The organism is Gordonia sp. UCD-TK1, assembly GCF_001691435.1.
GTDB classification, from domain to species: domain Bacteria; phylum Actinomycetota; class Actinomycetes; order Mycobacteriales; family Mycobacteriaceae; genus Gordonia; species Gordonia hongkongensis.
Window position 1 is genome coordinate 140,406 of record NZ_LZMP01000006.1, and the last position, 12,335, is coordinate 152,740.

Consider the following 12,335-nt stretch of genomic DNA (forward strand, 5'->3'; position numbering starts at 1 on the left):
AGGCGTGGATTTTCGCCCGTGTCTCTGATTTTCAGATCAACTCATTCGACAAGCGAATGTGGATTCATTCTTCACACGGAGTCTGTCAAACCACAAGGAGCAGTTGTTTTTTCGGGCGACCGATCAATCGGTCCATCACGCCCGTCTCACGCAAATCGCCCAGAACAGACGGAGCTTGTTTAGGTGTCATTGCTAACGAATCGTTTATCCATGTTCAGCGTTTGGCGCCGGACCGGACTCATCGGAAATGCGGCGCCGATGTCGACGACTCGGAACCAGATGATCGTCGACGTCATTCGCTGAGACGACACGACTGATGAACGACAAAAAGCGAACGCAGCTGCCCTGGGTCAGCCACGTTGCGGGGCCGGCCGGTTGCGCGTCAACCGAGCCGAGGCGGTTGCGGTCCCCGGCCCCACGGGGTGCCACCCGACCGCCCGGGCCAGGCCCTGCGGGGGCATCCCGCTCGAGATGGTCTCGTGTTCGCCGATGACGTAGGTCTCGTGCCAGATCCCGACCGAGTCGGTGTCGGCGAGCTCGCGATTGAACCACCGCCACATGGACAGATGCGGGGCGTCGGGGTCGGACGCGAACCGTCGGAGATCGTCGGCGCTGCGCCAGTACGACAACACCATCGGCGAACCGCCCAGATAGAGGCGCGCGTCGAGCATGCCCGCATCCGGTCGGCGACGGAGGTGGATCAGCATCCGGGACATCGACGTCAGCACCGGCAACCAGGCGCGTACCCGCCAGGGTCGCGTCAACCGCATCCCGATCAAGAACACCGTCGTGCCCGGGGGCGGGGCGTCGTTGGTCATGCGGGCGGCTCGGCGAGCGGACATGAGACCTCCAGACCATTTTGTAACGTCGTTACGAAACGATGTTATGAAACGATTGCGGACATGGCAAGACCCCGATCCCACACCGAAGACGTCCGTGTCCGGCTCCTCGACGAGGCGGTTCGCATGGTGGCCGCCGACGGCATCGGTGCGCTGTCGGTGCGGGAGGTCGCTCGCGCCGCCGACACCTCCACCACCGCCGTCTACTCGCTGTTCGGCAACAAGGAGGGCCTGTCCCGGGCGATCCTGGTGCGGGCCTTCGATTCGTTCGCGCGGGCCCAGCGGTCCGCGAGCGTCGCCGCAACCGACCCGGCGACGCTCGCCGGACTGGGGGTCGCCTACGTCGGGTGGGCGCTCGAGAATCCGCGCCTCTACGAGCTGATGTTCACCGACGTGCTCGCCGGGGTCGAGCGCACCGAGGAGACCCGCTCGGCCGCGACCCGTGCGATCACGCCGTTGCGCGAGGGAGTCGAGCGAGCCATCTCCTCGGGCGCACTCCGCGCCGCGGACATCGACACCGTCGTCGCATCGTTGTGGGCACAGGTGCACGGGACCGCGACGCTGCTCCTGTCCGGTAACTACCCGGCCGGCGCCGACCCGATGGCCGCGGCGACGGCCATCATCGACGGATGGCGGACTCCTGGTGCCTGACCGGCCGGACGAGGGCACGCGCACCATCGGTACGTCTCGCCTCCTTCGGAGACACCCCACTAGGGTGTCGGTATGGCAGGGCGCAGCATGGATTTCGACCCCATCGCCGAAGCACGGGAGAACTGGACCCAGGCGGGGTGGGGCGAGGTGGCCGACGGCATGGTCGCGGTGACGTCGGTGATGCGCGCCCATCAGATCCTGCTCGCCCGTGTCGAGGCCGCCCTGCGTCCGTTCGATCTCAGCTTCTCCCGCTTCGAACTGCTCCGCCTGCTGGCGTTCTCGCGTCAGGGGTCCTTGCCGATCACCAAGGCCAGTGACCGGCTCCAGGTCCACGTGACCAGCGTGACCCACGCGATTCGTCGCCTCGAGGAGGGCGGGCTCGTCCGCCGCGTCCCGCACCCCACCGATGGACGTACCACGCTCGTCGAGATCACCGACCTCGGCCGCAAGACGGTGGGCGACGCCACGGAGACCCTCAACCGCGAGGTGTTCGGCAACGTCGGCATGTCCGACGACGAGATGACCGGCCTCGTCGGCGCCATCCAGTCACTTCGCAAGCACAACGGGGACTTCTGAAACGGCGCGCGGAATCCGTATGACGTCGTGCCCGGAATCCGGGTTCGACGTCATACGGATTCGCTCAGCTGCTCGGCGTTGGAACCGCGCGGTGATCGTCTGCGTCGAAACCCCATGGACCTCGCCGAACTGWCCGCCCGCCGAGACGGCGTGTTCTCCACCCGCGAAGCGCGTGATTGCGGTGCGAGCTCGTCGACGATCCAACGCAAAGTCGCTGCCGGCGAGTGGAAAGCGGTAGCACGCGGGGTGTACCTCGTCGCCGGGCACCACCGCACAGCCCGGGCTCAAGCCCGCATCGCGGTCCTGTCGGTGCACAACATGGCGGTACTCGGCGGACCAGCGGCCGCCTGGTGGCTCGGACTGCACGACACCGAACCCCGAAAACACCTCGTCTACACCCCGACCCGCGGCAGCGCCCGACGCTCGTCCGCGACCGCGGTGGTCAGGTTCCGGCGACTACACGACGACGACATCACCGAGCATCAAGGTCTCCGAACAACGAGCGCCGCGCTGACCGTCCTCGACGCCTCCCTCGACCTCGGGATCAGCATCCTCGATTCAGCACTACTCAGCACCCGCGTCACCCTCGACGCTCTCCGCGCCGCCCACGACCGCTACCCCAACCGGCACGGAGCACCGCGCGTCGCTGCCTATCTGAAACTCCTCGGCGACGGAGCACGATCGGAAGCCGAACGACTCACCACCGAACTGCTGACCGCCGCTGGGATCTCCGGCTGGATGCCGAACATGCCCGCCTACGGCTACGTCATCGATTTCGCCTTTCCCGACAGGAAGGTCGCAGTCGAAATCGACGGCTTCTCCTTCCACCGTGACGCCGCGGCCTTCCAGCGCGACCGCACCAAGCGCAACCTGCTCACCGCCAACGGATGGACTGTCCTCAACTTCACGTGGACCGACCTCGTCGACCGGCCCGCCCAGGTCGCCGCGGACGTCAGGGCCGTGCTCCGACGAGCGGCCGCCTGAAACGCGTATGACGTTGTGCCCGGAAACCGGGCACAACGTCATACGGATCTCGTGAGGTCGGCGAACGACCTAGTGCAGCGACGTAATGATCGCGCTGAAGTCGAGGTCAGCGTGCTGTTCGGCGAAGCCGCGGTAGAGCTGTGCGGCGTGGGTGCCCAACGGCGCACGGGCGCCGGTGCTGGCGACGGCGTCCATCGCAAGACCGAGGTCCTTGTTCATCAGGGCGGTCGCGAAGCCCGGCTTGAAGTCGTTGTTCGCCGGCGAGGTCGGGACCGGCCCGGGAACGGGGCAGTTGGTCTCGACAGCCCAGCAGTTGCCGGTGGCGCCGGTGATCACGTCGTAGAGCGCCTGGTCGTCGAGGCCCAGCTTCTGGGCGAGCACGAAGGCCTCCCCCACCGCGATCTGCTGGACGGCGAGCACCATGTTGTTGCACACCTTGGCGGCCTGGCCGGCACCCGCGGCACCGCAGTGGATGATCTTGCCCGCCATCGGATCCAGGGTCGTGCGCGCTGCGGCGAAGGCCTCGTCCTCGCCGCCGACCATGAACGCCAGGGTGCCGGCGACGGCACCCTTCACCCCACCCGAGACCGGGGCGTCGACCTGTGCGAAGCCGTGCTCGGTGGCGCGCTGGTGGATGTCCCGCGCGTCGTCGACCGAGATCGTCGACGAGTCGATGAACAGGGCTCCGGTCGGAGTTGCCGGCAGGATCTCGTCATACAGCTTCTTCACGATGCCGCCGTTGGGCAGCATCGTCACCACGACCTCGGCGGCGGACACGGCCTCGATGGCGGCCGGGAAGGTCTCGATGCCGTTGTCCTGCGCGGTCTTCACCGCCTCGGGTACCGGATCGAAACCGCGGACGGTGTGACCGGCTTTCACCAGATTGGCGGCCATCGGGCCACCCATGTTGCCGAGGCCGAGGAAGGCGATCGTCGTCATTGTCTCTGCTTCCTACGAAAGTGGTTGTCTAAAGCGAAGTGTCAGCCCTTCGAGGCTCGTCGCTAACGCTCCTAGCACCTCAGGGGGCGAGGGACCGGTAGCGGGTCGCGATCGAACGGCCGAGCACGACCCGCATGATCTCGTTGGTCCCCTCCAGGATGCGGTGCACACGGAGGTCGCGGACGATTTTCTCGATTCCGTACTCGGTGAGATACCCGTATCCGCCGTGCAGCTGTAGCGCCTGGTCGGCGACCTCGTAGCAGGTGTCGGTGACGAAACGCTTCGCCATCGCGCACTGTTCGACCTTGTCGGGCGCGCCGTCGTCGAGCGCCGTCGCCGCCTGCCACAACATGAGCCGGGACGCCTGCAGCGAGGTGGCCATGTCGGCGAGGGTGAACCGGATGGTCGGCTCGTCGATGAGCGCGTTGCCGAACGCGCGGCGACTCGCGACATAGGCCGCCGCCTTGTCGAAGGCGGCTTGCGCCCCACCGAGCGACGACGCCGCGATGTTGATGCGGCCGCCGTTCAGACCGTTCATGGCGATGCCGAACCCGATGCCCTCGGCGCCGCCGAGGAGGTTGCCCGCGGGCACCCGCACCTCGTCGAGGATGACCTGGGCGGTGGGCTGCGCATGCCAGCCCATCTTGTGCTCCTGGACCCCGAAACTCAGTCCGGGCGAATCCTTCTCGACCAAGAACGTGGAGATGCCCTTGGGTCCGGCGTCACCGGTGCGCGCCATGATGACGTAGAGGTCCGACGACCCGGCCCCGGAGATGAACTGTTTGACCCCGGTGAGCACGTACTCGTCGCCGGACCGCTCGGCACGCGTGGCGAGCGCCGCCGCGTCGGAGCCGGCACCCGGCTCGGTCAGGCAGTAGCTCGCCACCGTCTCCATCGTCGCCAGGCGCGGCACCCACGTCGAACGTTGTTCGTCGGTGCCGTACTCGTCGACCATCCACGTGCACATGTTGTGGATGGACAGGAACGACGCGACGGCCGGATCCGCGTACGCCAGTTGCTCGAAGATGCGCACCCCGTCGAGGCGCCGCAGGCCACTGCCGCCGGCGTCCTCCGAACAGTAGATGGCACCCATCCCGAGTTCCGACGCCTCACGCAACTCGTCGACCGGGAAGTGGTTCGTGGCATCCCATTCGAGCGCGAACGGCGCCAGTTTCTTGGCCGCGAAACCCGCCGCGGTCTCGACGATGACACGTTCGTCACCGTCGAGCCGGGCGAGTGCGGCGTCGGCGAAAGTCGTCAACGCCGATCAGTCCATCGTCGGGATGACGAATTCGGCGCCGTCCTTGATGCCCGACGGCCACCGCGTCGTGACCGTCTTGGTCTTGGTGTAGAACTGGATCGACGCCGGGCCGTGCTGGTTGAGGTCGCCGAAGCCCGAGCGCTTCCATCCGCCGAAGGTGTAGTACGCCACCGGAACCGGGATCGGCACGTTCACGCCGACCATGCCGACGTCGACGCGGGCCGTGAAGTCGCGGGCGGCGTCGCCGTCCTGGGTGAAGATCGCGACACCGTTGCCGTACTGGTGGTCCGACGCCAGCGCGAGGGCCTCCTCGTAGTCGCCGGCACGCACGATCGACAGGACCGGTCCGAAGATCTCCTCGGTGTAGATGGTCATGTCCTTGGTGACGTGGTCGAACAGGGTCGGGCCGATGAAGAAGCCCTTCGAGATGTCCTCGTCGCCGAAGGTCTGCTCGTTGTTGGCGCGCTCACGTCCGTCGATGACGACCTCGGCACCTTCCTCGGCACCCTTGTCGATGAACCCGCGGACCCGCTCGAGGGCGGCGGCGGTGACCAGGGGGCCGTAGTCGGCCTTGGGGTCCAGGCTGTGACCGACGCGCAGTGCGTTGACCCGGTCGATCAGCTTGGCGCGCAACCGGTCTGCGGTCTGCTCGCCGACCGGGACCGCGACGCTGATCGCCATGCAGCGCTCACCGGCGCTGCCGTAGCCCGCACCGATCAGCGCGTCGACGACCTGGTCGAGGTTGGCGTCGGGCATGATGATCGCGTGGTTCTTGGCGCCACCGAAGCACTGTGAGCGCTTCCCGTGGGCGGCCGCGGTCGAGTAGATGTACTGCGCGATGTCGGAGCTGCCGACGAAGCCGAGCGCCTTGACGTCCGGGTGGGTCAGCAGCGCGTCGACCGCTTCCTTGTCGCCGTGGACGACCTGGAACACGCCGTCGGGCAGGCCGGCTTCGGTGAACAGCTCGGCGAGACGCACCGGCACGGACGGATCGCGCTCGCTGGGCTTGAGGATGAAGGCGTTGCCGCACGCGAGCGCGGGCCCGGCCTTCCAGAGCGGGATCATCGCCGGGAAGTTGAACGGGGTGATGCCCGCGACGACCCCGAGCGGCTGACGGATGGAGTGCACGTCGATGCCGCCGCCGGCACCCGCGGTGAACTCACCCTTGATGAGGTGCGGGATGCCGATCGCGAACTCGATTACCTCGACGCCGCGCTGGATGTCGCCGAGCGCGTCGGCGTGGGTCTTGCCGTGCTCGAGCGACAGCGTGGTCGCGAGCTCGTCGGCGTTCTTGTTCACCAGGTCGACGAACCGCATGAGGACACGGGCGCGGCGCTGCGGGTTCCAGGCGGCCCACTCCTTCTGCGCGGCCGATGCGGTCGCGATCGCGGCGGCGACCTCGTCGGTGGACGCCAGCGGAACCTGGGACTGCACGGCGCCGGTGCTCGGATTGAAGACGTCGGCGAAGCGACCGCCCTCGGCGGTGACGCGCTTGCCGTTCAGGTAGTGCGGGATCGAGGAGACAGCAGGAGCGGACACGGAGATCACCTTCGACTTCGTTGGGGGTATGGCCGGTATCACCATATAGTAGGACATCCAAGTATTTCTTCCAACCCCTCGCCACCAGCGATTTCGCGCCGACGAGCCGGTTAGGCTACCCTCGCTTAGCGAAAACGCCGACGTCGAGAGGAGTTCACATGTCGGTCGTCATCCTCTACGGAACCGAAACCGGGAACGGTGAGCTCGTCGCCGACGCCATCGCCGACACGCTGGCCTCCGACCACGATCCGTCGATCTACGACATGAGCGAGTACGCGGTCGAGGACCTCGACCCCGAGGACTTCCTCGTCATCGTGTGCTCGACCTACGGCGAAGGCGAGCTGCCGACCGGTGCCGAGCCCTTCGCCGACGAACTCGAGAGCGTGAACCCGGACCTCACCGGTCTCCGCTTCGCGGTCTTCGGTCTCGGGGACTCGATCTACGACACGTTCAACCGCGGCGGCGAGATCGTCGCCGAGATGCTCACCAAGCGCGGCGCGGTCCAGGTCGGCGAGCACGCCCGCCACGACAACTCCTCGCCCATCAAGCCGGCGAAACAGGCCGCCGAGTGGGCCGAGGGAATCTCCCAGGAGATCTGAGCACGCCTGACGTCGACGCGGCCGGTCAACCCGCTGGTCGCGACGTCGCGCCCGCCGCCGGGCCCGCGTCGGCTGCGGCGGACTCCTCCGCCGCCACGGCCTGCTCGTATCCGCGCACGGCCGACAGCTTCGCGAGTTCGCATACGGCGCGCACCATGATCGCGAGCACGATCCCCAGGAACAGCGCGGTCGGTACCGATACCTTCAGGTTCTCACCGAGCAGCAGCACACCGAGCACCATCGCGACGGCCGGCTCGGCGACGGTCATCGACGGGAACGACGTCTGCAGATCACCGGCCCCGAACCCCATCTGCTGGGCGAGGATGGCGCAGACCACCACCAGCACGAAGAGATAGATCTCGGGGTGGACGAAGGTACGCCAGAAGTGGTGCGTGATCTGGTAGATCACGGTCTTCACCAGCAACGCCGACACGCCGAACAGGATGCCGGCGACGAGCCCGTAGAACAGTGCCTTGTAGTGCGGACTCGAGCGGTGGGCGAGGATCACCAGCGCGACCACGACGCCGATGACCGCTCCCACGGTGCCCCACAGCAGGAGAGCATCGGGGCGTCGCATCGACGGTTCGGGACGCGCCACGATCAGGAACGTCACCACGCACGCGACGAGAACCCCGCCCCAGGCCCACTCGATGCGGGCCGGATGTCGGTGATCGGCCCACGCCTCGAGCGGAAGGGCGAACAGCACGGCGAGGACGACGAGGGGTTGCACGAGGAGGATCGAGCCGAGTCCGAGTGCCGAGGCCTGCAAACCGAAGCCGCACAGCGCGATCGCCGCTCCGGCCCACCATCCCGGGGTGATCGCACCGTTGACCCGGGAGGCGCGCTGGCGCAACACGGTACCGGCGGCGATCAACAACGCGGCCAGCACCGCGAGGAGCGCGGGTACCCAGGTGTGCACGATCCCCAGGGTAACGGCGGTGAGCCGCGGTCGCGGTCCCGGCCGGGGTCGCCCCGGGCGACATCGACGGTGTCGTAACACCAACGGCCTGCCCGGACAACGTAGATTCGAACCCATGCGTTATCGGTCAGATCTGGAACGACTGGCCACCCTCGACGCCGCCGCGATCGAGGTGGCCTGCACCGACTGCACCTCGGTGGGTGAGCTCATCGACTGTGCCGTGGACGAGTACCTGGAGTTCGACGTCGCCGCCGACGAGGCCGAGGCCCGCGGTCACGACGAGCACGCGGCCTACCTCCGCCAGGAGGCCGCCGCCTGGCGCGCGACCGTGCGGGTCCTGCGGATGATCGGCGCCGAGTCGGGGTCCGAATCCCACGCCCGGGACCGTGGCCGGCACGGCGCCGCATGAGCCGGACCCGCACGCTGGTCCTGATGCGGCACGGCAAGTCGGGTTATCCGCCCGCGACGCCCGACCACGACCGTCCGCTGGCCGAGCGCGGCGATCGGCAGGCCGCCCTCGCCGGGCGCTGGATGGCCGATGAGGGCCTGCGGATCGACGCGGTGCTGTGCTCGACATCGACGCGAACGCGCCAGACGCTCGCCCGAACCGGCATCGATGCGCCCGTGACCTTCGTCGAGGACATCTACGGCGGCGCGCCCGAGGAGATCCTGGAGGCCCTCCGCGTCCACGCGCCCGCCGACGCGCGGACGGTCCTCGTCGTCGGCCATGAGCCCGGGATGCCGTCGACCGCACTGACGCTCGATCCGCACGGGTACATCGAACGCTTCCCCACCTCGGCTTATGCGGTCGTCGGCATCTCCCACGAGTGGGACCGGATCGGGATGGCCCCGGACCCCGAAGCCCACCTCGTCGGCGTGCGGATCCCACGCGAGGAGTGACCGATGGCGCACACTGGGACCATGCGTGAGATCCAGCGAACCATCATCGACGCCCTCGCCGTGAAGCCCTCGATCGACCCCGGCGAGGAGGTGGAGCTGCGGGTCGGATTCCTCGTCGACTACCTCCGCGCCACCGGCGCCAAGGGTTACGTACTCGGCATCTCCGGCGGCGTCGACTCCAGCCTGGCCGGGAAGCTCGCCCAGCTCGCCGCCGAACGCATCCGGTCCGACGGCGGTGACGCGACCTTCATGGGCGTGCGGCTGCCCTACCAAGTGCAGCACGACGAGGACGACGCGGCCGCGGCCCTCGAGTTCATCGGCGCCGACGAGGTCGTGACCGTCAACGTGGCACCCGGCGTGGATGCCCTCGACGACGAGATCGAACAGGCCACCGGCACCCGGCTCACCGACTTCACCAAGGGCAACGCCAAGGCGCGGCACCGCATGGTCGCGCAGTACGCCCTCGCCGGTGACCGCGGATTGCTGGTGATCGGCTCCGATCATGCGTCCGAGAACGTCACCGGCTTCTTCACCAAACACGGCGACGGTGCGGCCGACGTGCTGCCGCTTTCCGGCCTGAACAAGCGGCAGGGGCGTGCCCTCCTGCGCCACCTGGATGCGCCGCAGCAGCTGTGGGAGAAGGTCCCGACCGCCGACCTGCTGGACGAGAAGGCCGGACAGACCGACGAGGACGAACTCGGCCTGCGCTACGACGACATCGACGACTACCTCGAGGGGCGCGAGATCCCCGAGGACGCGGCGGAGAAGATCGAGGCGGCCTGGCACCGCAACCGGCACAAGCGCACCACCCCCGTCGAGGTCGACGACACGTGGTGGCGGTCCTAGCGCTGCACCCGGCCGGCGCGTTCGGCGGACCCCGCACGACGGCCTGTCCGCGATTAGGGTGTCGGAGTGTCTGTCTACGCAAACGGATTCGCCCGCGTCGCCGGAGCCGTACCTGTCCTGACGCTCGCCGAACCCGCGGTCAACGCCGCGCGCACCGTCGAACTCGCGACGCAGGCCGCTGACGACGGCGCCTGCCTGGTCGTCTTCCCCGAACTCGGGCTGTGCGGGTACAGCGTCGACGACCTCTTCCACCAGGACGCCCTCCTCGACGGTTGCCGCACCGCGCTCGACGACATCGTGACGGCCAGTGCCGGGCTCAAGCCGGTTCTCTGCGTCGGACTACCGATGCGCGTGGGTGACGGCCTGTACAACTGCGCCGCCGTGATCCACGACGGCGCGGTCCTGGGGGTGGTCCCGAAGTCGTACCTGCCGAACTACCGCGAGTTCTACGAGCAGCGCTTCTTCGCCGCGGCGCGCGACGCGGTCCCCACGACCGTGCGGTTCGGCGACGTCGAGGTCCCGTTCGGTGCCGATCTCGTCTTCGAGGCCCGCGATCTGCCGGGTTTCGCACTGTTCGTCGAGATCTGCGAAGACGGCTGGGTGGCGATCCCACCGAGTACGTGGGCGGCTCTCGGCGGCGCGACCGTGCTGGCCAACCTGTCGGGCAGCCCGGTCACCATCGGCAAGGAGAGCTACCGCACCAACCTGTGCACCGGGCATTCCGCGCGGACCATCTCGGCCCACGTGTACGTCGCTGCCGGGTACGGAGAGTCGACCACCGACCTCGCCTGGGACGGCGATGCCCTCATCACCGAAAACGGTTCGCTCCTCGCCCGCAGTGAACAGTTCGCGACGACCGACCAGATCATCACCGCCGACATCGATCTCGACCGCCTGCGGCAGGAACGCATGCGGATGATCAGCCTCCGGGACCAGGTCGGCGATCACTCCGACCGGTTGAAGTCGTTGCGTCGCATAGGTTTCGACTTCGGAGACCTGCCCGACGACGATGTCGTCCGGCGGGCGGTTCCCCGATTCCCCTATGTCCCAGCGGATTCCGCCGACCGCGACGAACGCTGCGCGGAGGTCCGCTCCATCCAGGTGCAGGGCTTGGCCCAGCGACTACGCTCGACGGGTCTGGAGAAGATCGTCATCGGGGTGTCCGGCGGCCTGGACTCGACACTCGCGCTCCTGGTCGCAGTCGACACCTTCGACCGGCTCGGGTTGCCGCGCACCAACATCCTCGGTTACACGATGCCCGGCTTCGCGACCGGCGGCCCGACGCTGCGGCGCGCCCACGCACTCATGAACTCGCTCGGGGTGAGCGGCGCGGAGATCGACATCCGGCCGTCCTGCGAGCAGATGCTCGCCGACCTCGACCATCCGTACGCGCGCGGCGAGAAGGTCTACGACGTCACCTTCGAGAACGTGCAGGCCGGTGAGCGGACCTCACACCTGTTCCGGCTCGCCAACGCCAACGGCGCCATCGTGCTCGGGACCGGCGATCTCTCCGAACTCGCGCTCGGATGGTGCACCTACGGCGTCGGCGACCAGATGTCGCACTACAACGTCAACGGGTCGGTGCCGAAAACGCTGATCCAGCACCTGATCCGGTGGATGATCACCAGCGGGCACCACACCGCCGAGACCACCGAGACGCTCGTAGAGATCCTCGACGACGTCATCTCTCCCGAACTCGTCCCCGCCGGCGACGACGGCCGGATCCAGAGCACCGAGGACACGGTCGGCCCCTACGAGCTGCACGATTTCTTCCTCTATCACCTGACGCGCTTCGGTTATCGCCCGAGCAAGATCGCCTATCTCGCGCGCCAGGCGTGGGGTGACCGCAGCCGTGGCCCGTGGTCGGATCTGCTGACCGAGGACAAGCGCAACGAGTACGACACCGCGACCATCGAGCACTGGCTCGAGGTGTTCCTGAAGCGGTTCATGGGCAACCAGTTCAAGCGCTCGGCGATGCCCAACGGCCCCAAGATCGGGTCGGGCGGGTCGCTGTCCCCACGCGGCGACTGGCGTTCACCCTCGGATGCGTCGGCGCGGGTCTGGCTGGACCAGCTCGCCGGGGGCTAGTGCGGCGGGTGGTCGCGCCCTGCGCAAGCTCCGGCCGCTCCTCAGTACCTGCGGCCAGGCGGCCGTCGTGGACTACGACAGAACGCTCTTGAGCGTCCACATCTCTGCTCCCTGAGGTGCGAGCGAAGCGAGCCACGAAGGGCTCCGCAACCTGTCTCACCAGGCCCTTCGTGGCTCGTCGCTGGCGCTCCTCG

13 protein-coding genes are annotated in these 12,335 nt (G+C 67.9%); 8 read left to right on the plus strand and 5 right to left on the minus strand.

Annotated features, from left to right (window positions below):
* Window positions 1-350 precede the first annotated feature (350 nt).
* Window positions 351-842 carry a DUF4188 domain-containing protein gene (locus tag A9310_RS05510; protein ID WP_065629720.1) on the minus strand — a complete coding sequence of 164 codons (492 nt, stop codon included), beginning with the start codon at window positions 840-842 and terminating at the stop codon, window positions 351-353.
* A 51-nt stretch (window positions 843-893) separates the two neighbouring features.
* On the opposite strand from A9310_RS05510, the gene A9310_RS05515 reads away from it, so the two are divergent.
* The 3 genes from A9310_RS05515 (at window position 894) to A9310_RS05525 (ending at window position 3,050) form a co-directional block, all read left to right on the plus strand.
* Window positions 894-1,490, plus strand: coding sequence for a TetR/AcrR family transcriptional regulator (locus tag A9310_RS05515; RefSeq protein WP_065629788.1), 597 nt, complete (start codon window positions 894-896; stop codon window positions 1,488-1,490).
* A 72-nt stretch (window positions 1,491-1,562) separates the two neighbouring features.
* Window positions 1,563-2,066, plus strand: a complete 504-nt coding sequence (locus A9310_RS05520) for a MarR family winged helix-turn-helix transcriptional regulator (protein WP_058253826.1) — start codon at window positions 1,563-1,565, stop codon at window positions 2,064-2,066.
* A 114-nt stretch (window positions 2,067-2,180) separates the two neighbouring features.
* On the plus strand, window positions 2,181-3,050 hold the full coding sequence (locus A9310_RS05525; protein ID WP_065629721.1) for a DUF559 domain-containing protein: 870 nt from the start codon (window positions 2,181-2,183) through the stop codon (window positions 3,048-3,050).
* Window positions 3,051-3,119: 69 nt separating this feature from the next.
* Here the strand turns inward: A9310_RS05525 and mmsB are convergent, their stop codons facing one another.
* The 3 genes from mmsB to A9310_RS05540 all read right to left on the minus strand — a co-directional run bounded on the left by mmsB (window position 3,120) and on the right by A9310_RS05540 (window position 6,789).
* Window positions 3,120-3,989: a 3-hydroxyisobutyrate dehydrogenase gene (mmsB, locus tag A9310_RS05530; protein WP_065629722.1), complete on the minus strand. Its 870-nt coding sequence runs from the start codon at window positions 3,987-3,989 to the stop codon at window positions 3,120-3,122.
* Window positions 3,990-4,068: 79 nt separating this feature from the next.
* Window positions 4,069-5,250, minus strand: coding sequence for an acyl-CoA dehydrogenase family protein (locus tag A9310_RS05535; RefSeq protein ID WP_065629723.1), 1,182 nt, complete (start codon window positions 5,248-5,250; stop codon window positions 4,069-4,071).
* Between the two features lie 6 nt (window positions 5,251-5,256).
* Window positions 5,257-6,789: a CoA-acylating methylmalonate-semialdehyde dehydrogenase gene (locus A9310_RS05540; protein ID WP_065629789.1), complete on the minus strand. Its 1,533-nt coding sequence runs from the start codon at window positions 6,787-6,789 to the stop codon at window positions 5,257-5,259.
* A gap of 158 nt (window positions 6,790-6,947) precedes the next feature.
* On the opposite strand from A9310_RS05540, the gene A9310_RS05545 reads away from it, so the two are divergent.
* The gene (locus tag A9310_RS05545) at window positions 6,948-7,388 is read left to right on the plus strand and encodes a flavodoxin domain-containing protein (protein ID WP_065629724.1); all 441 of its coding nucleotides are present in this window, start codon (window positions 6,948-6,950) and stop codon (window positions 7,386-7,388) included.
* A gap of 25 nt (window positions 7,389-7,413) precedes the next feature.
* Here the strand turns inward: A9310_RS05545 and A9310_RS05550 are convergent, their stop codons facing one another.
* On the minus strand, window positions 7,414-8,307 hold the full coding sequence (locus tag A9310_RS05550) for a DMT family transporter (protein ID WP_065629725.1): 894 nt from the start codon (window positions 8,305-8,307) through the stop codon (window positions 7,414-7,416).
* A 115-nt stretch (window positions 8,308-8,422) separates the two neighbouring features.
* Here A9310_RS05550 and A9310_RS05555 point away from each other — a divergent pair, with 115 nt between their 5' ends.
* The 4 genes from A9310_RS05555 (at window position 8,423) to A9310_RS05570 (ending at window position 12,141) form a co-directional block, all read left to right on the plus strand.
* Window positions 8,423-8,716, plus strand: coding sequence for a hypothetical protein (locus A9310_RS05555; protein WP_065629726.1), 294 nt, complete (start codon window positions 8,423-8,425; stop codon window positions 8,714-8,716).
* Window positions 8,713-9,207 carry a histidine phosphatase family protein gene (locus A9310_RS05560; protein WP_065629727.1) on the plus strand — a complete coding sequence of 165 codons (495 nt, stop codon included), beginning with the start codon at window positions 8,713-8,715 and terminating at the stop codon, window positions 9,205-9,207. The genes A9310_RS05555 and A9310_RS05560 overlap by 4 nt, the downstream gene beginning before the upstream one ends.
* A gap of 21 nt (window positions 9,208-9,228) precedes the next feature.
* Window positions 9,229-10,053, plus strand: a complete 825-nt coding sequence (nadE, locus tag A9310_RS05565) for an ammonia-dependent NAD(+) synthetase (protein ID WP_065629728.1) — start codon at window positions 9,229-9,231, stop codon at window positions 10,051-10,053.
* 66 nt (window positions 10,054-10,119) lie between these two features.
* A complete protein-coding gene (locus tag A9310_RS05570; RefSeq protein WP_065629729.1) occupies window positions 10,120-12,141 on the plus strand; it encodes an NAD(+) synthase in 2,022 nt (673 codons plus the stop codon).
* Window positions 12,142-12,335: the final 194 nt, after the last annotated feature.

What these genes read in the sequence shown, in the direction of transcription:
- A9310_RS05510 (WP_065629720.1), bottom strand. Translation starts at nt 842, where the DNA reads ATGTCCGCTCGCCGAGCCGCCCGCATGACCAACGACGCCCCGCCCCCG.
- A9310_RS05520 (WP_058253826.1), top strand. Translation starts at nt 1,563, where the DNA reads ATGGCAGGGCGCAGCATGGATTTCGACCCCATCGCCGAAGCACGGGAG.
- mmsB (WP_065629722.1), bottom strand. Translation starts at nt 3,989, where the DNA reads ATGACGACGATCGCCTTCCTCGGCCTCGGCAACATGGGTGGCCCGATG.
- A9310_RS05545 (WP_065629724.1), top strand. Translation starts at nt 6,948, where the DNA reads ATGTCGGTCGTCATCCTCTACGGAACCGAAACCGGGAACGGTGAGCTC.
- A9310_RS05555 (WP_065629726.1), top strand. Translation starts at nt 8,423, where the DNA reads ATGCGTTATCGGTCAGATCTGGAACGACTGGCCACCCTCGACGCCGCC.
- A9310_RS05560 (WP_065629727.1), top strand. Translation starts at nt 8,713, where the DNA reads ATGAGCCGGACCCGCACGCTGGTCCTGATGCGGCACGGCAAGTCGGGT.
- nadE (WP_065629728.1), top strand. Translation starts at nt 9,229, where the DNA reads ATGCGTGAGATCCAGCGAACCATCATCGACGCCCTCGCCGTGAAGCCC.